Annotated in this window: 10 protein-coding genes; all 10 read right to left on the reverse strand. The window is 70.3% G+C overall.

The window, feature by feature from the left end:
• Nucleotide 1: 1 nt before the first annotated feature.
• Nucleotides 2–1,354, reverse strand: coding sequence for an enterobactin transporter EntS (gene entS / locus AARI_RS17530; RefSeq protein WP_013350575.1), 1,353 nt, complete (start codon nt 1,352–1,354; stop codon nt 2–4).
• The gene (locus AARI_RS17535; protein ID WP_013350576.1) at nt 1,351–1,545 is read right to left on the reverse strand and encodes an MbtH family protein; all 195 of its coding nucleotides are present in this window, start codon (nt 1,543–1,545) and stop codon (nt 1,351–1,353) included. Before AARI_RS17535 ends, entS begins: the two co-directional genes overlap by 4 nt.
• 49 nt (nt 1,546–1,594) lie before the next feature.
• Complete coding sequence (locus AARI_RS17540; protein ID WP_013350577.1) at nt 1,595–5,623, reverse strand: non-ribosomal peptide synthetase; 4,029 nt, start codon at nt 5,621–5,623, stop codon at nt 1,595–1,597.
• Nucleotides 5,623–12,240 carry a condensation domain-containing protein gene (locus AARI_RS17545; protein ID WP_322786116.1) on the reverse strand — a complete coding sequence of 2,206 codons (6,618 nt, stop codon included), beginning with the start codon at nt 12,238–12,240 and terminating at the stop codon, nt 5,623–5,625. The genes AARI_RS17540 and AARI_RS17545 overlap by 1 nt, the downstream gene beginning before the upstream one ends.
• A 3-nt stretch (nt 12,241–12,243) precedes the next feature.
• Entirely contained in the window at nt 12,244–13,668 is a 1,425-nt protein-coding gene (locus AARI_RS17550) for a condensation domain-containing protein (protein ID WP_013350579.1), read from the reverse strand.
• Between the two features lie 82 nt (nt 13,669–13,750).
• The gene (locus tag AARI_RS17555) at nt 13,751–17,014 is read right to left on the reverse strand and encodes an AMP-binding protein (protein ID WP_013350580.1); all 3,264 of its coding nucleotides are present in this window, start codon (nt 17,012–17,014) and stop codon (nt 13,751–13,753) included.
• A gap of 38 nt (nt 17,015–17,052) precedes the next feature.
• Nucleotides 17,053–17,298 (reverse strand): phosphopantetheine-binding protein, encoded by a 246-nt coding sequence (locus AARI_RS17560; protein WP_013350581.1) that lies wholly within the window; start codon nt 17,296–17,298, stop codon nt 17,053–17,055.
• On the reverse strand, nt 17,295–18,635 hold the full coding sequence (locus AARI_RS17565; RefSeq protein ID WP_013350582.1) for a lysine N(6)-hydroxylase/L-ornithine N(5)-oxygenase family protein: 1,341 nt from the start codon (nt 18,633–18,635) through the stop codon (nt 17,295–17,297). Before AARI_RS17565 ends, AARI_RS17560 begins: the two co-directional genes overlap by 4 nt.
• Nucleotides 18,632–20,281 carry a (2,3-dihydroxybenzoyl)adenylate synthase gene (locus AARI_RS17570; protein WP_013350583.1) on the reverse strand — a complete coding sequence of 550 codons (1,650 nt, stop codon included), beginning with the start codon at nt 20,279–20,281 and terminating at the stop codon, nt 18,632–18,634. Before AARI_RS17570 ends, AARI_RS17565 begins: the two co-directional genes overlap by 4 nt.
• Entirely contained in the window at nt 20,278–21,459 is a 1,182-nt protein-coding gene (locus tag AARI_RS17575; RefSeq protein ID WP_013350584.1) for an isochorismate synthase, read from the reverse strand. Before AARI_RS17575 ends, AARI_RS17570 begins: the two co-directional genes overlap by 4 nt.
• Nucleotides 21,460–21,481: the final 22 nt, after the last annotated feature.

The following is a 21,481-nucleotide window of genomic DNA, read 5'->3' on the forward strand; positions in this document are numbered from 1 at the left end:
CCTAGCGGTCCTCGGCGGCCCGGATGCCGGGACCAACCTCCTCGTCCAGGATCTCTTCGGGCGTTTCGGGCTCGATCCTAAGCCCGCGCAATTCGCGAGCACCCAATGCCACCACGGCGCTAAGGCCGGCGGCCAGCGCGCCGCCGGCAACGATGGCTCCGCCCGGCCCGAGCGCCTTGGCCAGCAGCGAGAGCAGCGGCCCGCCCAAGGTGTCGCCCACGGTGCCCTGGGCGCTCCACACGGCGCTGACCCGGCCAAGCAGCCGGTCCGGGGTGCGCCCGGCGATGATCGCGTAACGGAAAATTTCGGCCAGCACGTCCCCCACCCCGGTCAAGGCCATGGCCGCCAGCGCTAACGGCAGCGAACTTGTCAGGCCCAGCGCCAGCACGCCAAGGCTGGAAGCGCACAGCACCACCAGCAGCACCCGGCCGGCCGGCCGCACCCGGCCGGTCCAGCCGCTGCTCAGCGAGGCGAGCAGGGCTCCGGCGGCCGGCGCCGAATACAGCAAGCCGGCGGCTTCGGGTCCCAGCCCCAGCTGGCGTTCGGCGAACTCCGGAATCAGCACGTAGGGCGAGGCGCACAGCAGCTGGATGAAACCCAGCAGCATGATCGGGCCGACCACCCGGTCGCGCGCCACGTAGGCCATCCCCTCCCGGGTATCGGCCCATGCCTGCCCGCAGCTGTGGCGGATGGCCGGGAGCAGCCCTGCCTGCCGGAGCTGCGGATCGGCCTGCACCTCGCCGCCCGGCTGCAGTTCGGGCAGGCCCCAGAGCAGGGCCACGCTGGCCACGCTGGCGACGATGACCCAGAGATACAGCCAGCCCGGGCCGGCCGCCGCGTACAGCAGGCCGCCCAGGGCGGGGGTGAGCACCATGCCCAAATCCATGCTGATCGCCATGAGCGCACTCGCGGCCGGGAGCTGGGCCGGTTCCACCGTGCGCGGCACCGTGGCGGACAGCGCGGTGGCGCTGATGCCGCCGGCCAGCCCGTCCACGACCGCTGCCAGATGGAATGCCGCCAGCATCGGCTCGGGGGCGAAGGCGTTAACCGCTAGCAGCGCGAAGCCGGCGACGGCTGCGCCACGGGCCGCCAGGATGATCTTGCGCCGGTCCAAGCGGTCGGCCAGCAGGCCGCCGGACAGCGCCCCGGCGAAGCCTGCCAAACCCAAAACCGTTGCGACCAGGGCGACGTGGACCGACGAACCGGTCAGGGCGTAGACCTGCAGCGGAATCGCGGTGCCCAGCACGCCGATCCCGGCGATGGATACCAGTCGACCCCAAAAGATCAGGGCGAACGCCCGGCTGCTGCGCAGCGGACCCAGGTCGATTGCATGGCGGCGCAGCCATCGGATCACTGGGCGGATTCCCGCGGGGTGATGTCGGTCCAGTGCTCCTGGACGTAGTCATTGGCGGCGTCCAGGTCACACGGGCCGAAGACCTGCGTCCAGCCGGCCGGGACCTGCGCGAAGTCGGGCCAGAGGCTGTGCTGGTTCAACTGGTTGACCAGGACGAGGAAGCTGCCGTCGGTTCGGTCGAAGGGGTTCATTCTCTTGCTCCTTGTGTTGTTTAAAAAATCTGGAAGGTCTTTTGCTCGGTCAGTTGCCGGCGTGCTCGGCTTCGGCACGCGCCAGGTCCTCGCGCAATTGCGGCCCGATGACGCCCAGCGCTGCCGGGCTGGTCATCTCGTGGTGGCCTGCCTCGATAAGCTGCTGGGCGAAGTGCCCCGCGCTGTGCTCGGCCCAGCCGGCCGCGGCGCGCGCCGGGTCGCTGGCAGCCACCCCGTGGCGGCTGATCGTCGCGGTGTATAGGCGGGTGTCCGCGTGCACTCGGTCGTAACGGGCGCCGGGCAGCAGCCCGACGCTGTAGGCGTAGGAGTCCAGGATCGCCTCCAGCTTGTCGCTGGCGAAGTGGCTCCAGACTCCCCCGGCCTCGGCCAGGAACTCCAGCACCTCCTCGCGCCGGTAGGGGCTCGTGAGCCACTGGGGAAGCTCGCGCAGCGCGCCGGCCAGCAGGAAGTTCAGCGCTTCCTGTTCCAGGGCGGCGGCGTCGTCCGGGGCCGGGCCTTGGACCGGGTTCGCGGTGACCGTGTCCGCGTCCAGCAGCGAGAGCGTGAGCACCTCATCCCCTTGCTTCTCCAGCGCGCCGGCCACCATATGGGCCAGGTGCGCCCCGAAGGACCAGCCCAGCAGGTGGTACGGGCCGCGCGGATGACGCTGGCGGATTGCCTGGACTAGGCAGTCGCGCAGCGCGGCCATGTCCTGCGGGGCCGGCCCGGAAAGCCGTGGGGACTGCAGGGCAATGATTTCGCGTCCACGGCCCAGATGCCCGGCCAGCCCGGCGTAGCTCCAGCCCAGGCCACCGGCCGGGTGGAAGCAGTACAGCGGGGCGCCGGCCCCCGTGCCGCCGGCCAGCGGCAGCACCATGTCGAAGGAGGAATCGGTGCCGGCGGACAGCTTGGAGGCCAGCAGTTCCACGGTGGACGCCGCGGCCAGCGCGCCCACCGTCAGCGGGGTCTCGAAACGCGCGCGCAGCAGCGACACGGCGCGCATGGCCTTGAGCGAATCCCCGCCCAGCACGTAGAAGTCGTCCTCCGCGTGCACCGAATCCACGCCGAGCACGGTGCTGAACACCTCGGCGACCGCGATCTGCGCGGCGCCGGCCGGGGCCCGGCCTGCGCTCGGGGCGGGAAGCGGCAACGCGGCGACATCCAGCTTGGTGTTCGGGGTCAACGGCAGCTTCTCGATCAGCACCAGATGGGCCGGGACCATGTAGTCCGGCAGTTCGCGGCGGGCCCTGGCCCGCACGGCGTCCAACAGCCCGGCGCGGGCTTCCTCGGTGTCCGCGCCCGCGGCGGGAACCACGTAGCCGATCAACGCCAGGTGGCCCTGCGGCATGCGGCGGGCCAGCACGGCGGCCGAGCCGACCCGCGGATCAGTGGCGAGCACCGCCTGCACTTCGCCCGGCTCGATGCGGTAGCCGCGGATCTTGACCTGGGCGTCGGAGCGGCCGTGGAAGCGCAGCTGCCCGGAGGCGTCCAGCGAGACAACGTCCCCGGTGCGGTACATGAGTGTGCCCGGGACGCCAAAGGGGTTGGCGATGAAGCGGGAGGCGGTCAGCGCGGCGCGTCCCACGTAGCCGTGCGCCAGTCCGTCGCCGGCCAGGTACAGTTCGCCGGGCGCGCCCTCGGCCACCGGGCGCAGCGCGCTGTCCAGCACGTAGGCTTCGGTGTTCTCGATCGGCCCGCCGACCACCGGCACTGCGCTGCCGCCGGTGCCGGCGCCCAGGGCGTTGATGGTGTATTCGGTGGGGCCGTAGAGGTTGTATCCCTCGGACACCGGGTCTGCGCGCAGCGCATCCCAAACCTCGGCGCCCACCGCTTCGCCGCCCAGCAGCACCAAGGCAGGATGGTGCGTCCCGGCGGCCAACAGCCCCTCGGCCAGCAGCGCCGAGGCCACCGAAGGGGTCACGTTGATGACGTCCACGCGATGTTCACGCAGGTAGCCGACCATCTGCCCCGCGTCGCGGCGCAGGGCCTCGTCCAGCACGTGCACCGTATGCCCCTCGATGAGCCAGAACAGCTCTTCCCAGGACATGTCGAAGGCGAAGGACACGGTGTGCGCGACCACCAGCGGGCGGCCCGGGACCCGGGAGCTGGCAGGGTCGAAGATCTCGCGCCGGTGGTTGGCCAGCATGTTGACCAGGCCGCGGTGCGGTACCGACACGCCCTTGGGTTCGCCGGTGGAGCCCGAGGTGAACATCAGGTAGGCGGTGTCCGCGTGCGTGTAGCCGGAATGAAGCTGCGCCGCCCCGGCCCCGGCATGGCCGGCGGCCGCGTCATCCAGCACCAGCACCTTCGACCCGGAGGCCGCGAGCCGGGTCGCGTCCCGCGACGAGCCCGGTTCCAGCAGCACCGCGTCGGCCCCCGCGGTGGCGAACATCTTCGCGGCTCGGGCATCCGGGTAGGCGGCATCCAGGGGGATGTAGGCCGCCCCGGCAGCCATCACGGCGAAGATGGCTGCCACGAACCGGTTTCCGCGCGGCAGGCCCAATCCCACGGTGGAGCCCGGGCCCAGGCCCTGGGCCCGCAGCCAGCCGGCGATCGAGGACACCTCGGTCCACAACTCGGCGTAGCTGAGGGTGCGGGCCCCGTCGATGAGCGCGGGGCGCTGCGGGTGGGCGGCGGCGGTGCGTTCCAGCAGCGCTAGAAGCGATTCCTCGCCCAGCTGCCGTGCGGTGCCGGCCAGCTTTGAGGACTGCGGCTGCCCCGCAGCCGCGGCCAGCGCGGTGCCCAGCGGGGCCTGCGCATGGGCGGCCAGCGCTGCCAGGGTGGCGATGACCGATTCCACCAGGGCGCCCGCGACCGCGGCCGAAAACTGCTCGCCCTGATACGCCAGAATCAGCCGGTAGGTGTCACCCGGATGCACTATGAAGGTCAGCGGGTAGTGGGTGGCGTCCCCGCCCTCGATTTCCAGCAGCCCGGTGTCAGCGCTGAGCCTGTCCAGCGCCGCGTCGTCCTCCGGAGTATTGCGCATGACGTAGAGGGTGTCGAACAGGGTGCCGATGCCAGCATCCTGCTGGATGGTTGACAGCCCGACGAACTGGGCCTGCAGGCTCTCGCCCTGGCGGGCCTGCACCTGGCGCAGCAGTGCATCCACCCGGGTATGCGGATCCAACTCCGTGACCACCGGGACGGTATTCAGGAACAGGCCGATCATCTCGTCCACCCCGGCAAGCTCCGGAGGACGGCCGGAGACCGTGGAGCCGAAGACTACGGTGTCCTGGCCGGTGAGCCGGCGCAGCGCCAGCGACCAGCCCAGGGAATACACGGTGTTGATCGACACCCGCGCGGTGCGGGCCAGCGCGATCAGCGCGTCGGTCAACCCGTCCGGCAGGTCCATCTCCACGACCTCGGGCAGCACGGCGGAGCGTTCCGCGGCTTCCGGCGCGACCAGCGTGCCGTTGGCGAGGCCGGCTAGCTGGTCGCGCCACACGCCGCGGGCGGCCTGCTCATCCTGTTCGGCCAGCCACTGGAGGTAGTTGCGGAACTGGGCCGGCTCGCCCAGCGCCTGGTCCCGGCCTCCTGCACGGTAGTGCCGCAGCAGCTCGGTGACCAGCAGCGCGTCGGACCAGCCGTCGATCAGGATGTGGTGGTTGGTGACAACCAAGGCGCCTCCCTCGGACCCCAGGTCCGCGTAGGCGAAGCGGATCAGCGGCGGCCGGCTCATCTCGAACTTCGCCTGGCGTTCATCAACCTGCAGCCGTTCGAGCTCGCGCCCGGCGTGCGGGTCCGCGGACAGGTCCAGCTGGCGCCAGGGCAATGGAACGGCGGCGGGAATGAACTGCACGGGGGTGTCGAACTGTTCGTGGGCGAAGCCGGCGCGCAGGATCGGATGGCGTTCAAGCAGGCTGGCGCAGGCCTGGCGCAGCGCGGCCACGTCCACCGGCGCGGCGAAGCGGTAGGTGGACTGCATGGTGTACACGTCCAGCGCCTCCGGGTCGGCGAGCGCGTGGAAGAGCAGGCCGTTCTGCAGCGGGGCTAGCGGCAGCACGTCGATGATCTCCGGTTCGGCCGGCTCGGTATTCTGGGGCTCGGCGTTCTGCGCCTCGGTGGTTGAGGTGGTCACTAGTTTCCCTTCAACAGGTTGGCCAGCGAGGCCATCGAGGCCCCGTCAAGCGTGATCATGGGTTTTCCGGCCGCCGGGGCAGGTGCCGCGGGGGCTTCCCCGCTGTCCCCGGCGGCGGTGGCGGCCGGCGCGGCGGGCACGAGGTGTTCCGCCACGGCGGCCAGGTCGGCGGCGACCGGGTTGGCGAAGACCTGGGAGATCGTTGCCTTGTACCCGGACTTGCGCAGGGCGCTCAGCAGTGACATCGCGGCCATGGAGTCGCCCCCGGCGGCGAAGAAGTCGCTGTCAGCGCCGGCAGTTGGCATGCGCAGCACCTGCCCGTAGGCGGCTGCCACCGCGTCCACAACCGCTGCGTCCGCGCCGCGGGGCGCCGCATGCCGGGCATCGGCCGCGGCCAGGACCTCGCGCGCCGGAGCCAGCCGGGCTGCCAGCAGCCTGCGCAGCACCGGCAGCGCGGTGCCCAGTGCCAGGCATTCGAAGGCCACCACCAGGGCCGAGAGCACCTTGCGGGCGGCGGTTTCGGGCACCTCGGCGCCGAATTCCAGTTCGACTTCCAGCACCTCGCCCACCGAGACGCTGACGGACAGCGGGTATTCGGTGGCGTCCTGGGAGTGGATTTTGCCCAGGCGCGGGGCCCCGTCCGGGGTGTTCCCCTCGGTTTGCGGATAATTTTCAACAACCAGCAGGGTGTCGAACAGGGTGCCCACGCCCAGGGCGCCGGTGATCTTCGACAGCGGCACTCCGGCCGATTCAACGATCCACCGGCCGGCCGCATGGGCGGCGCCCAGCAGCGCCGTGGAATTCTTCTGCTCCAGGTCCACTGCCACCGGCAGGGTGTCGATGAACATGCCCGGCAACTGGGCCATGCCCGGCACGTCGATGGCGCGGCCGGAGCTGACCGTGCCATACACCGGGATGTCGGTGTCAAGCAGTGCGCCGAGCACCAGCGCCCAGGCGGCGTTCGCGGCGTCGGCCACCGTGGCCGAGGCCTTGCGGGCGCGCTTGGCCAGCGCCTTGCGCACGTGGGCGCCGAGCTGGATGCCGATCACCGTGGGCAGCGCCGTATTTTCCGGATCGCGGTGGCGCAGCACGTGGCCCGGACGGCCTGGGGGCAGGACCCGCCGCCATTCGGCGACCCGAGCTTGGTCGTCGCGCGCGGCCAGCGAACGGGCGAAGGCGTCATAGCCGCTGCCGGCAGGGGCTACCGGCTGCGGCACCTCGGCTCCCCCTGCGGCGCGCGCGTAGTGTTCGAACAGCTCATCCACCAGCGGCGGAATGGACCAGCCATCCAGCAGCAGGTGGTGGTTGGCCAGGATCAGCTGGCTATGCGGCTCGCCGGTTTCCGGGTGCGCTCCGAAGTCGACCAGTTCCAGCCGCAGCAGCGGACCGGCTTCCACGTCGAAGCCGCGGGCCATGTGCTCGGCACGGACCTCCTCGGCGAGCTGTTGCCGGGCTTCCGGATCCAGCCCGTGGCTGCGGCGCACGGCCACCTGCGGGGCGAGCCCGGCCAGCGGGACGAACACCGGGGCTCCGTGATCCGGCCAGTACACGGTGGAGCGCAGCTGCGGGTGGACCGCGGCCAGCGCCGCCACGGCCTTCCGCAGCGTCGCCGGGTCCACCGGGCCGAACAGCTCCAGCCCGGCCAAGGACAGGTAGGTGTCGTGCGGGGCGGCGGCCGCGTGCACGGCCATGGCCTGCTGCACGCCGGTCAGCGGCCAGACGCCCTGGGCTGCCGGGCGTTCGGCCAGCAGCCGCGAGGTTTCAGCGGTTCCCAGCCCCACGACGTCATGCAGGGCGCCGGCGGTGCCGGCGGCCAGCGGGTCCATCCCGGACAGGCCTGCCAGCGCGGCGCGGACGGCCTGGGGAAGACCACGGCCGGCGGCGTTGGCCGCGGCCAGCTGCCAGCGCAGCACCAGGTGCGGGCCGTCCGCGGCGTCGGTGACGTAGGCGTTCAGTTCCACCGGGTGGGTGGCGGGCAGCGCCCGGTGCAGTCCCAGCTCGCTTTCCAGCGCGGCGGCGTCCGCCGCCGGCTGCCATTCGCCGTCGGCCACGGCGTCGCGGCCCAGGTAATTGACCAGAAGCTGGGCGCCGGCGGCATCTTCCGCGGCGGCCAGCTTCTCGCCGGCCGAGCCGGCAAGGTGGCGCAGCATCCCGTAGCTGGCGGTATCCGTTGGCAGCGCGGCCGACGCGGCGCGTGCTGCACGCAACCAGGCTTGAGGCGCCGACGCCTGGGTGCCGCCGCTGGCCGCGGCGGACAGGCTCAGTGGCCAGGTGGCGGTGAACCACCCCACGGTGCTGCCGACTTCCACGGTATCGCGGGCGTCGTTGAAGCGGGTGCCGGCCGGGCGTCCGTGGCCCTCGGCCTCCAACAGCACGCAGGTGCCGTCCGCCAGTGTGCCTGCCACCGCCGCGTGCAGCACGGTGTCCATGCCGCAGCCCTCGCCCAGCGCGAGCAGGCCGCGTGTGGTTTCCGCGTCCAGGGTGTGCACGACCTCCCGGGTGTCGGCCAGCGTTCCCAGCTGGCGGGAATCCGAGTAGCGCACCTGTGCCAGGTCCCCCGGATCCAGCACGGAGAGCCAGCGATCTGCCAGCGCCCGGTCGGCGGCCAGGGCCAGCGCGGCTTGGTGCGAGGCGGCGGCCCAGGCGCGCAGGTTGGCGCAGGCGGCTGGAAGGGCCCGGGTGTCCGGCGTGTCATGGGTGTCTTCAACCAGCCGGCGCAGGTCATCGGTCAGCAGGCGCCAGGAGTAGATGTCCACGGCAACGTGGTGCACTGCCAGCGCAAGCACGCCGTAGCCCGACTCGGCCGGGCGGTACACGGCGGCCGCCACGCGGCCTGTCCGCTCATCCAGTTCAAGACAGGCGGTGCGCAAGGCCTCGAAGAACAGCCGCTCGCCGCAGTCGGCGGCCAGCGTGGTCAGCGGCAGCTTCGCGCCGGGCAGCACCTCGGCCCCGGTGCCGTCCACCCGCAGGCGCAGAGCCGGGTGACGTTCGGCCAAAATGGTCAGCGCGCGTTGCAGGCTGGCGGCCTGGACGCCGGCGGGCACGTTGAGCACACGCAGCTGCTGGAAGCCGCGGCCGTCCGCCCCGGTTCGATCCAGCAGGCCGCGGTACCAGGCCAGGGCCGGGGTATCCGCTAACGTCCCGTCGGCGGCCAGTTCGGCCGACCGGGTCGGGGCGGCCTCCGCGGCGGCAGCGGCCAACCCTGCAGCGGTGGGGTTGCGGTAGATCTCGCCCAGCGAAACGACCAGTCCCCGGGCGCGCAGCGCGCCGATCAGCGCGATCACTGCCATGGAGTCCGCGCCCAGCGCGAAGATGTCCCGGGACGGGTCCACCGAGTCGAGCTGGAGCACCTCGGCGACTGCCTGGGCGGCCAGCGCGGTGCGGGTGTCCTCCGCGACGGCGGGCTGCGCAATCGAAGATTTTTCGGGGTCAAGCGAAGCAGGCTCTGCGAGATCGGCTTCGGCCCGTGCGGCCTCGGCCAGCCGTGCGGTGACTATCTCGAGTCCCAGCTGCTCGGGCTGCGGCTGGGTGCCGCCGGCCAGCGCTGCCAGCGCGGTACGCACTGCCTGGGCCAGCGCTGCCGCAACCAGCGGATCCCCGCCAGCCAGCTCGACTTCCAGGGCCAGCTCCTCGCCCGGGGTCAGGGTCAGGCACACCGGGTAGTTGGTGCCGTCCTGGCCGCCGAGCGCAGTGACCTCAAGGCCGGAAACGGCCGTTTCCCCGCGTTGAGGGAAGTTCTCCACCACCAGCAAGGTGTCGAATGGTTCGGCGCCGAGCACCGACTTGATCCGGCCCATGCCCAGGTGGGCGGCGCGGGCCAGCGCGGTGTTCTGCCGTCGGGCTTCGTCCAGCAGCTCCGCGCTGGGGGCTTCCGGACGCGGCTGCAGCCGCACCGGCGCGGTGGTGATGAACATGCCGATCATCTCGTCGATGCCCGGCACTTCCGCATCGCGGCCGGAGCGGGTGGCGCCCAGCGCGACGTCGGCGGTTCCTGTTGCCGCGGCCAGCACGGTGGCCCAGGCTGCCTGGGCGGCATCGGCCAGGGTGTGCCCCGAGGCGCGCAGCGCGGCGGAAAGCTGCGCGGCGGACGGGGCCTGCAGGTAAGCGGTAGCGCGCACGGTGCCTTCGCCGGCGCGGGTCAGCGCGGCCAGCGTGGTGGGCGCGCCGAAGCCGGCAAACTCGCTGCGCCAGGCCGCTTCCAGCTGCCCGGAACTGGTTTCCAACTGGGCCAGCCACTGGAGATACCCCGTCATCGGGCGTGATTCGGGCAACCGGCCACCTGCTAGCAGGGTGTCCAGTTCCTCGGTGAGCAGCGAGGTGGACCAGCCATCCACCAGCAGGTGGTGCAGGCAGAGGACAAGTTCCCAAGCAGTGTCCGAGATGCGCAACAATCGTCCGCTGGCCAGCGGCCCGGTGGCCAGGTCCATCGGCTCGGCGCGCAGGGCCTCCTCGACCCGCCCCACCGCTGCGGCCATATCCGGCTCCGACCGCAAATCCTCGGTCTGCAGCGTCCAACGCATCCTATCCAAAATGGCCAGGCGCGGGGCGGGCAGGTCGTGCTGGAAGATCACGCCGCGCAGCTGGGGATGGCGTGCGGCCAGCGTATCCAGTGCGCGGGCGACCTGCTCGTCATCTGGCAACCGGGTTTCATCCGCTGCGGCCAGGCGCCAGCGGGTGGTGGTCTGGTAGGTTCCGTCGGTTTCGCGCTCGTGGTGCAGCACCATGCCCAGCTGGGTGGCGGTCAGCTCCCACACGTCCACCGCGACGGCGCCCAGGCTTGCCGCCCGGTCCGCCAGCACCGCGGAGCGTTCAGTGCCCAGGGCTGCCAGCCGGCCGGCCGCGCCGGTGCCGTCAGGCTCGGTCCCGGCAGCCGCGGGCTCGGGCTGCCGGGCTTCGAGTTCGCGGGCCATGTCCGCCAGCGTTCCGGCGGCCAGCAACTTCGCCACGGAGTAGCCGTAGCCCTCACGGTGCAGCCCGGCGATGACCTGGATCGCGGCGATCGAGTCTCCGCCCAGGGCCATGAATCGCTGCCCCGGGGACGGTTCGTCGGATAGCCCCAGCACCCGGGTGACCACCGCGGTCACCGCGGCCAGCTCGGCCTCCGATGCCCCGGCTACCGCGCCGGATTCCGCTGGCTTGGCCGGGTCAGCGACGCCGAAGTCGGGGGCTGGCAGAGCACGGGAATCCAGCTTGCCGCTGCCGGTCACCGGCAGCGACTCCAGCAGCACCACCGCGGCCGGCACCATGGCGCGCGGCAGCCCGCCGGCGCAGGCGGCGCGCAGCTCGGCGGCCAGCCGCGGATCGCCCACGGCGGACGGGTCGGACGGGTCGGACGGGACCACCCAGGCCACCAGGCGTTCGCCCAGCCGCGGGTCCGTGGCTTTCAGCACCGCGGCACGGCGCACGGTGCACTGTCCGGCCAGGAAGGCTTCGATTTCCCCGGGTTCGATGCGCACGCCGTGCAGGGAGATCTGCGCGTCGGTGCGGCCGAGCAGCGCCAGCTGCCCGTCCGGACGCCAGGCCGCGGCGTCGCCGGTGCGGTACAGGCGCTCCCCCGGGGCGAAGGGGTGGGCGGTGAAACGGGCGGCGGTCAGCGCGCTGCGCGAAAGGTAGCCTTCGGCCAGCTGCGGGCCTGCGAGGTAGAGTTCGCCCACAGTGCCCGGGGCGACGCGGCGCAACTGGGAATCCAGGACCAGCGCGCCGGTGGCGCCGACCGGGCGGCCGACCACCGGTTCCGGCGCGTCAGTCACGGCCGCGGCCAGCGCATCCACGGTGGCTTCGGTAGGGCCATACAGGTTGTAGACGACGGAACCGGATTCCCGGGCCAGCTGCCCCATGCGCTGCCAGAGCGCGGCGGGGAAGCTTTCGCCACCTGCCACGCAGATTTCCGGCAGCCGGGTCATCGCCCCGCTGGAGATCACCGCGTTCCACAGGGTCGGGGTGAAGTCCAGGTAGCCGATGCGGTGCGCGGCGACGTAGTCGGCCAGCGCGAACGGGTCCAGGTACTCGTCCTCGGTCAGCAGGTGCAGGGTATGCCCGGTGAACAACGACAGGAAGGCGTCCCAGTGCGCGTCGAAGTGGAAGGCGGAGGTGTGCGCCACCTGCAGGGTGCGGCCCTCCGGGTAGAGCTCGCGCTGTTGGCGGGCGGCGAGGTGGGCCAGTGCGCGGTGCGGCACGGCCACTGCCTTGGGCTCGCCGGTGGAGCCGGAAGTGAACACGATGCCGGCGGTGTCCGCGGCCTGAGGGGCGATCGGTGTGGGGGCCGGGTGCGATCCGATCCCGGTGGCGCGCAGGCCCTCGCCGTCCCAGACCAGCGCCGGGCTGGTGAGCTGAAGCGCGCGCTCGACGCGGGCGGCGGGCCACCCGTTATCCAGCACCACCAGGGTCACCGCGCTGCGCAGGGCAGCCAGGTGGGCCACCACGATGTCCAGTCCCCGGGGCAGCCGCACGGCCAGACTCCGGTGGCCGGTGGCGGTTGTCAGCAGTCCGGCCAGGCGGTCGGCGGCTTGCTGCGCCAGCACGTCGAGTTCGGCGTAGTTGTAGCTGGTGCCGCCGACGACCAGGGCGGTGGCCTGCGGCGCGGCGGCGACCTGGCGGGCAAAGAGCTCGGGCAGCAGCGGCTAGCTTCCGGCGTAATCGCGGCCGGAGGTCTCGAATCCGTTGACCCGGGCCGGGTCCATGAGCTCGATTGCGGCGATGCGGGACTCCGTATCCAGTGCCAGCGCGGTGAGCCCGCGGACCAAGGCCTCGGCCAAGGTAGCGGCCACGTGCGCGGGGACACGCGCGTCGTAGTCCAGTTCGATCTGCCAGCGCTCGCCGGCCCGCACGTGCACGTTGACCGGGTAGTGGCTGGAGTCGCCGGTGGCCTTCAACGTGGCCTGAAGCCCGTCCAGCGCGAAGCGGTCCGGTGCGCCGCCGGCGTCGAAGCTGAGCAGCGACCACGCCAGCTCGCCGGTGGCGGACAGCGCGCGCTCGATGCCCGGAACACCAAGGTGCTGGTGCTCCAGGCTGCGGTTCCACCACTGCTGCTGGCGCACCACGGAGTCCAGCAGGGAATCCCCGGGCTGGTAGTCGCCGGAGGCGAGCACAGTCTCGGTGAGCATGCCGCAGACGGTGTCGGCGTCCGGGCGGGAGGGATCGCGCAGGGCCACAGGCAGGGCGAAGGCGGTGCCGGTGGTACCGGCCGCGAAGTCCGCGGCCAAGGCCCAGGCGGTCCGCAGCGCGGTGGCCGGCGTGAATCCATGGGTGCGGGCGGCGGCGTTCAGCGCCGTGACGGTGGCTGCAGGCAGTTCGCGGGTTTCGCTCGCCTGGCCGGTGCCGGCCAGCGCGGGTGCGCCGAGGAAGTGCGGGCGCGGCCCGGTGTCGGCATGGGCCAGGGTCTGTGCGAAGAACGCGGCGGCGGCCTCGCGATCAGCGGAGGCGATCCAGCCCAGGTGCTCGGCGTAGCTGCCGGTGGCGGCGGGCAGGTCGGACGGGGCGCGGGTGCCGCGCACGGCGGCCAGCTCCCGCAGCCACTGGCCCAGCAGCAGCGGCATGGACCAGCCGTCGAGGACGAGATGGTGCGCGGTGATGACCAGCTCATGGGCCGATGATGATTCCGAGGCCAGGGCGAAGCGCAGCAGCGGCGGGTCCTGCAGGTCGAACCCGGCCGCGGACTGCGCGCCGGCCAGCGCCTCGACGTCCGGTCCGGTGGTGAACGCCCGGGCCGCCAGCTCCTCGTTCCATGGCTCCACGAAGGAAACCGGGTCACCGGTCTCGTCCAGCAGGAAGCCGGCACGCAGGTTTTCCACCCGGCGCAGCAGGCCCAGCGTGGCGGCGCGGGCCTCGTCAGGGTCAAGCGGACCAGCCAACCGGACACGGGTCTGGCCGACGTACGGGTCGGACGCCTGCTCTTGGTCGTGGAGCATCAGCGTGTGGGCCACCAGACCGCGCTGCAAGGCGGTGGTCGGCCACCAGGCCAGCTGCGCGTCCAGCGGGTCGGGGGCTTGCCCGGTGTCGGGCAGGCCGTGGGAATTTTCGACGTCGTGTCGGGTCAGCTCGGTCATGGGGTCCTTTGGGCTGCGGTTCATAAAGCAACGAAGTCTGAAAGCAATGAAGTCTGAAAATGCGCAGGGGATGGCTGCGCGTTTAGCGGCGGCGACGGGTCAGCATGGCCGAAAGCCGGCTGCGCGCCGCGTCATCCAGCTGCACCAGGTCGGCAGTGCCGGCAGGCGCTGCCGCTGCGGTCGAATCCGCGGCCAGCGCGGTGGTCTTGGCGGCGATTCCCGCGACGGTGCGCTCGGCGAAGACCGACCCCACCGAGGAGGAGTAGCCGGCCTGGCGCAACGCGGAGACCACCGCGATCGCGGTGATCGAGTCCCCGCCTTCGGCGAAGAAATCCGATGCGGCGCCCAGCGCCTGCACCTGGATGCCCAGCGCCGCGGCCATGGCGGCGGCCACCGCCTGTTGGGCCGGTCCGTTCACCGGGGCGCCCCCGGGGACGTTAGCGGGCCGGGGATCTGGCAGCTGGTTTTCATCCAGCTTGCCCGTGGTGCCCAGCGGCAGCCGGTCGATGGTGGTCAGCGCATGCGGAATCATCTGCGGCGGCAAGACCCGGATCAGCGCCGCGCGCCACTGTTCGGCGTCGGCAACCAGCGCGGCTCCCTCGGAATTCGCGGGAACCACCCATGCCAGCAGCTGCGCGGCCCGGGCCCGGACCACGGCGTGGGCAACCCCGGGCAGCGCTGCCAGTGCCGTTTCCACTTCGCCCACGTCGATTCGGTAGCCGCGGATCTTCACCTGGCCGTCATCGCGGCCCAGGAAGCGCAGCAGCCCGTCGTGGCCGAGCACCGCCCGGTCCCCGGTGCGGTACATGCGGGTGCCGTCGCCGGCTGGATCTGCCACGAAACGGGAGGCGGTCAGGGCGCCCTGCCCCAGGTATCCGTGGGCTTCCTGCGGTCCTGACAAATACAGTTCCCCGGGCAGGCCGGGCGGCAGCGGGCGCAGCGCTGGGTCCAGCACCGCGGCCTTCAGCCCGGCCAGCGGGCGGCCGACCACTACGTCGGGGCTCTGCGCCACGTTGGCGACCAGCGCGTCCACGGTGAATTCGGTGGGCCCATAGAGGTTTTCGACCACGAGGCGGCCCAGATCCCGCAATTTCTCCCAGAGCACCTGGCTGCAACCCTCGCCGCCCACGGACAGCCGGCGTACCGGGGTTCCGGGAGCGAACAGTCCCGTATCCAGCAGCGGGGCGGCCAGCGAAGGGGTCATGTCCATCCAGGTCATGGCGTGTTCACGCACCTGGACCGCGAGGGCTTCGGGATCGCGGGCCACTTCGTGACTGATCAGGTGCACATGGTGGCCCAGCGCCACCCCGAGCAAGGTGCACCAGGCGCCGTCGAAGTGCAGCGGCAGCGACTGGGCAATCTTTTCCCCCGCCGTGCCCAGGAAACCTGCATGCCGGTGGTATCCGGCCCAGTGCGCGAAGGCTTCGCGGGAAACCACCACGGCCTTGGGCTCCCCGGTGGAACCGGAAGTATGCAGCAGGTAACTAGGCGTCGAACGGGGGACGTCAGCTACCGGGATCGGGCCGGTCGGCGCGGGCACGGAGGACGGATCCAACACCGGATAGCCGGCCCACCCCTGCGCGTCGGCGGACAGCACGAGCGGGGTGCGCAGATCCTGGCCGGCCAGCCGTGCGGCGATGCGCTGGTTGCGCTGCGCTGGCGCGTTCGGGTCCAGCGGGACACTGGTGGCACCGGCCTTGGCGATGCCGAGGATCGCGGCCACGTAGTCCAGGCCGCGCTCCAGGTCGATCAGCACATAGCGCCCGGTTGCCGCGCCACCATCCTGCGCCAGCACGGCGGCGGCGATCGCGTCGGCCCGGGCTGCCAGCGCCCGGTAGCTGAGCGTGACCCCCTCGCAGGTGATCGCCGCGGCTTCCGGGGCGGCGGCTGTGCTGGCCGCGAACAGTACTTCGAGCACCGGCGGGGCGGTTTCGGCCGCGGCCTCTCCGGCCAGCGGGGCCAGCGCGCTGTCCGGGGCCAGGGAAAATTCGGCGTGCCGGGTGGAAGGGTCCGCCGTGGCGAGCCGTTCCAGCAGCAGCCCGTAGGTTTCCAGCAGCACCACGGCGTCCGCGGCGGCCAGGGTCCCGGCCGGCGCGGTGAGCACGGCGACGACTCCGCCAGTACCGGGCTCCGGCAGCAGATTCAGGCAGATGTCATCCACCGGCCCCTCGCACAGGGCGTGCAGCGACACGGTGCCGCCGGGCACGCTCAGCGGCAAGTCAAAGGCCTTGATGTTGATCTCGGTGCCGGTCAGCGTGGTGTCGGAGCCGACCAGGCGCAGATCGCGCATGAGCTGCTCGGAGCGGTACCTGCCGTGCCGGGACAGCTCGGCGCGGGCGGCGGCCACCGACTCCAGCAGCTGCCCCACGGTGCCAGCGGGGTCCACATCCAGCACCAGCGGCAGCACGTTGATGGTCGGGATCGCGCAGAGGGCCGCGGCCCCGGTGCGGTTCATGGCCGGCAGGCCGATAATTGTGTGGCTGGCGCCGGTCAGCCGAGCAGCCAACAGGGCGTGCGCGGCGATCGCGGCGTCGGCCCAAGTCGCCCGGGAGGCGTCCGAGCCCGTCGGGGCCGTGCCGGAGAAACGGCCCAGGGACAGCGGGCGTCCGGTCAGGCGCAGCCGTACGACGGCGGAGGCGTCCGGACGCTGTCCGGCGGCGCCGAGCAGCCCGGCCAGCCGTGTGGGCCGATGGTCCTGCCCGTCCAGCCGGGCCTGCCAGTAGCCGCGGTCCCTTTCCTCCGCGGCAGACCCGTGGTACCGGGCTTCCGCGGCAAGCACCTGACCCGGTGATGTGAAGGGGGTTTCCGGGACCGGGCTCCCGGCGACCAGGGCGGTGTAGTGCTCGGTCACGCGGCGGGCGAGCAGCGTGATGCCGTAGCCATCGAAAAGCACGTGGTGGGCGGCCAGCACCCACACCGCGACCGGCTGCACGTCAGTATCCAGGCTAGTGAGCAGCAGTTGTTCGCGCAGTAGCCGCGATTCCAGGGTAATGCGCGGCAGATACTCGGCGCGCAGCTGCTCGGCCAGCTGGCGGTCCGAGTTGCCGGTGAGCTCCCCGCGCAGCACCCCCGGAGGCAGCAGCCGCGGCGCGGACGGGACGGCCGGGCCTTCACCAGATACCAGCGCCATGAGCTGCGCATCAAAGCGATATCCGAGCCACGGAATCTCCGCCAGGGTGCGTTGCACCGCCTCGGCCAGGGTGGCGGCGGAGATGCGGCCACGGAAAACCACGGCGTCACCGACGGAAAAGTCCGCGGAGCCGGGGGCGGCGAGTTCTGCGTGGACCATACCGGCCTGGGCGTCGGTCAACGGCACGGTGCGCACGGTGTCGGGGGCGAGAGTCATGATCGGTCCTTCGAAAAGCTGCGGCGGGGAGGTGGGCGTTAACGTACCGGGGCTGCGTCCAGCACGGTCGCGATCAGGGCTTCGATGTTTTCGCTGGCGGCCAGTCGCGGGAAGTCGACATTCGCGCCGGCGGCACGCCAAGTCTCCACCAGGTTCATCAGGCGGATCGAGTCGATGCCCAGGTCCGCCAGGGCATCACCGGGTTCGACCTCTTCCGCCAACAGGCCCGCGCAGGCTGAAAGGTCGGCCAAGATGCGCGCTTCGGTGAGTTCTGCGGTGCTCATGCGTGGGCCTTTCGGTGTTCGGACGGCTGGGCGGTGTCGGTGCCCGCGGCGAGGATGGAGTCGAGAATTTCGCCTGCGCGCACTGCCACGTTGGACAGCAGCGTCGCAGAGATCCCGTGCTGGTGTTCGGTCTGCCCCACCAAGAAGAGCTTCGCGTCGTCAGGCAGGACCGTGTGCGCACTGTAGTCGCGGCGGGCCGTGGGACGCCCGAGGTCGTCCCGCACCAGCATTCCGGCATGGCTGCCCAGCAGCGTGGTCGGGTCCAGGGCGCGGTATCCGGTGGCGAAGATCGCCACATCAACCTCGAGCGTCCCGTCGCCGTCGCCCAGCCCCTCGTCCAGGCCCAGCTGCACCCCGGGGGTCCCGTAGTCTTCGCGCACCGAGTCCACCCGTGCCGCCCGGTGCCAATTCAGCCGCTGCGCACCCAGCCACTTGTCGCGGTACTCCAGATCGTAGAGCGCGGCAATGGTGTTGGGGTTGACCACGGAATTGTTGGTGTTCCGGTGAGCCTCGGTGAGCTCCTGGCGCACCTGGGGGTCTGCCGCATACAGCTCGTCCACGGCCAGCGGATCGAAAATCCGGTTGGCGTAGGCCGACGCGTCCGAGGGAATCAGGCCGAATCGGGAGATCACCGAATGGATCTGCGCTTGCGGGCAGCGGTGGTACATCTGCTCGATGACCTCGGCCGCGCTCTGCCCGCCGCCAATCACCGCGACGGAACGGACGGCCGCGGTATCCAGTACGGCGGCGCGTTCCAGGAACTCGGCGCTGTGCCAGACACGCGCACCGGAGCGCACGCCGGAGGGAAAGACCGGTTGCAGCCCTCCGGCGAGCACCACATGCCGGGCAGCCACCGTGCGCACTCCCGACTCATCGGCGATATCCACTTCATAGCCGGTGATGCGCCCGCCGCTGGTGCGCGGCACCACTCGGACCACTTCGGACGAGTACCGCACGTAGTCCGACAGCTGCTCGGCGGCCCATCGCAGATAGGCCACGAACTCGATGCGCAGCGGTGCCATGGAGCCGCGATTGAAGAAGTCCTCCAGCCGTCCCTGGGTGTGCAAGAAATTCATGAAGGTCAGCTCGCTGGTGGGATTGCGGAAGCTGGCCAGGTCCTTGGCGAATGCCACCTGCATGCTGGCATCCTCGAACAGCAGGTTCTTGTGCCAGCCGGGCTCGCTGGCACGGTCGAGGAACAGTGCTTTCAGACTGGGCTCGGTCCCGACAGCGCGGTTGTGCTCGTGGATGGCGGTGGCCAGGGCCATGTTGCTCGGTCCGAATCCCAGGCCCACAACGTCGTAACTCTGGTCGGCGGTTATCTCGGGGCGGCTCATGCTTCTCCTTGCGATGGGTTGGCGCCGGGGCGCAGGGTATTGCGGCTGATCTTGCCAATATGGGTCTTGGGCAGTTCGTCGACTACGGTGATGACATCCGGTATATGGTGTTCTGCGAGATGCTCGGTGCGCATCCAGGCCCGCAATGTCTTGGCACGGGTAGGGGTGGTATGGTCGCGCGGCACCACGTAGGCGTGCGTTCGTTCGCCCAGCGCCTCGTCCGGTACTCCGATGACCGACACATCGTGCACTGCGGGGTTTCGCAGCAGCACGGCCTCGATCTGCTCCGGGCTGATCTTCTCGCCGCCGCGGTTGATAACGTCCTTGGTCCGTCCCACCACGCTCAGGTAGCCGCGGGCGTCTTTCACCACGATGTCACCGGAGCCGTAGAAGCCGTCCGGGGTGAAGGACTGGGCGTTGGCCTGCGGGTTGTTGTAGTAGCCGCGGAAGGTGTACGGACCGCGCACCCAGAGGTTGCCGGGGGTGCCGTCCGGCACCGGATTCCCCTCGGAGTCAAGCACCAGCACTTCGTCGGCCACGCTCATCGGCTTGCCCTGGGTGGAAACGACGGTCTCCAGGTCGTCGTCCAACCGGGTATAGCAGACCAGGCCCTCCGCCATCCCGAAGACCTGTTGCAGTGCGCAGCCTAGTTCCGGGGTCACTCGTTCGGCGACACCGCGGGCCAGCTTGGCGCCTCCCACCTGCAGCAACTGCCAGCTGGACAGATCGTAGCGATGCTTCTGGGAGGAGTTCAGCCAAGCCAGGGCCAGCGGCGGCACTGCCGCCACCACGGTGACCCGGTGCTCAGCCACGAGGCTGAAAATCCTCTCGGCACTGCCGTCCACGGCGCAGATCACTGTCCCGCCGGTGGCGAATACTCCCATGTAGCCTGGCGAGCTAGCGGCGAAATTGTGGGCCAGCGGAATCCCGGAAAGGTAAACGGTGTCATCGTCCAGGTGGCAGATCTGCGCGGATCGTTCGAAAGAATAGGCGTAGTCGCGGTGTGTTTTCGGGATCAGCTTCGGCCGGCCAGTGGTGCCACCAGACAGTTGCAGGAATGCCACGGCATGCGCGGGGCGGGGGCAGCCCGCGCGTGAGACTTCCCAGCCGTCGGCCAGCAGATCCAGGCCTTGCTCGTACAAGGCCTCAGCGTGCAGGAGCGACAATGAGGGCAGCCGGCTGGTAATCTCTGCGGAGAGTTCCTGCGGATCCATTCCAGGGATTTGCTTGCTGGTGATCAGCATTTGCGCCTGCGAGGAACGGACAAGATGCTCCAACTCGCTCGCGCGGTGCGAGTGCACGGCGAAGACCGGGATGGCCCCCACTGAGATGACCGCGTACACGGCATCAAAGAATTCAAGCACATTGGGCACGTGGATGATGACTCGATCGCCCGCGTTGATTCCCCGGGCAGAGAGCGTGGCCTGCGAAACATCAACGCGACTGATCAGTTCGGCGTAGCTGGCTACTCGTTCCCCGTCGATCACCGCGGGGTGGTCTCCCCTGCGCAGGGCAGTTTCACGCAGCACGCGGTCCAGCGTCCGACCGCCCCAGAAGCCGGCGGCAATATACCGCTCGGCGAAATCGGAAGGGTAGGGAATGACGCCCTGCAGCATCGGATCATCGACGACTAGTGGTTGTTTCATCGGTTGCTTCCTTCGCGGTCAACGCCCAAGGCGCAAAGCATGGTTCGGAATTTCGCTGCTGTTTCGCTGTGTTCATCGAATGGGTCCGAATCCGCGACGATGCCCGCGCCGGCATGCAATTTCGCCCGGTTGCCGGTGAGCATGGCGCTGCGCAGCAGCAACGCCCATTCGCCTTCACCGTCTTGGTTCATCCATCCCACCAATCCGCCGTAAAATCCCCGGTCCTCTGGTTCCAACTCTGAAATCAGTGCTTGGGCGACAGCAGTAGGAGACCCGCAGATGGCAGGCGTCGGATGGATGGCCAGCGCGGCGTCCAGGGATCCGAGCCCTTTATACAGGGAGGCGCGAATCAGGGTGCCGAGGTGCCACATTTGCCCGGTGGGCAGTAGATCCGGGAGGGAAGGCACGATCAAGTCCTTGGCGACGCTGCGCAACGCCTGAGAAATATGTTGAACAACAAACGCGTGTTCCGCCAGATTTTTCGCGGATCCGGCTAGAACTGCCGCAGCCATCTGGTCCTCGGTCCGGTTCGCGAGTCGCGGAGCTGATCCAGCCAACGGATGGCTGGTCAACTGGCCGCGGCGCACTCCCGCGATGAGTTCCGGACTGTTACCGACGATGCTTGTCTCATCCTGAGGCAGGCTGATCGTGAAACTGTGCCCGGCGGGATTCTGCTGGTACAGCTGCTGCCAGACCGCTTCGGGCTTCCAGTCTTCGTCGGCGAAAACTTCCAGCGACCGAGCGAGTACGACTTTTTCCACGCCGCCTGTTTTGATCTGGTCAATGGCAGCGCCAGCTGCGCAGATAAAGGTTGGGTTGTACTCGCCAACGACTTCGGTGACCGTCGACGTGTCATTCCCATAGTGCATTAATCCACGCATCGGCAGGTCTTCCACGTTCTGCGGGACAAAGAGATAAGGGTCGGCAGAGCGGTCGAACGGCACAACCCCTGCCAGGATGCTTCCCTGAGGTTGCTCGGCAAGCAATTGGCGTGCGGCCGGCCCGAGACCCAAGCGTCGTGCCCTCTCAACGTCCAGGATCGCCTTGGTGCCATGACCGATCAAGGCACGGCCGTAGGAGGCAAACCTGAATGTAGCGGCCTCGGTTCGTGGTGCAGGAGCCGACGGATCTTCGTTTGCGATTACTTCGTGATGGCTTTCCAGCAGCTGGGTCTTCATGCTCTTGCGTCCTTGGAGGGTA

Origin of the sequence: Glutamicibacter arilaitensis Re117, from assembly GCF_000197735.1 — a bacterium.
GTDB classification, from domain to species: Bacteria; Actinomycetota; Actinomycetes; order Actinomycetales; family Micrococcaceae; genus Glutamicibacter; species Glutamicibacter arilaitensis.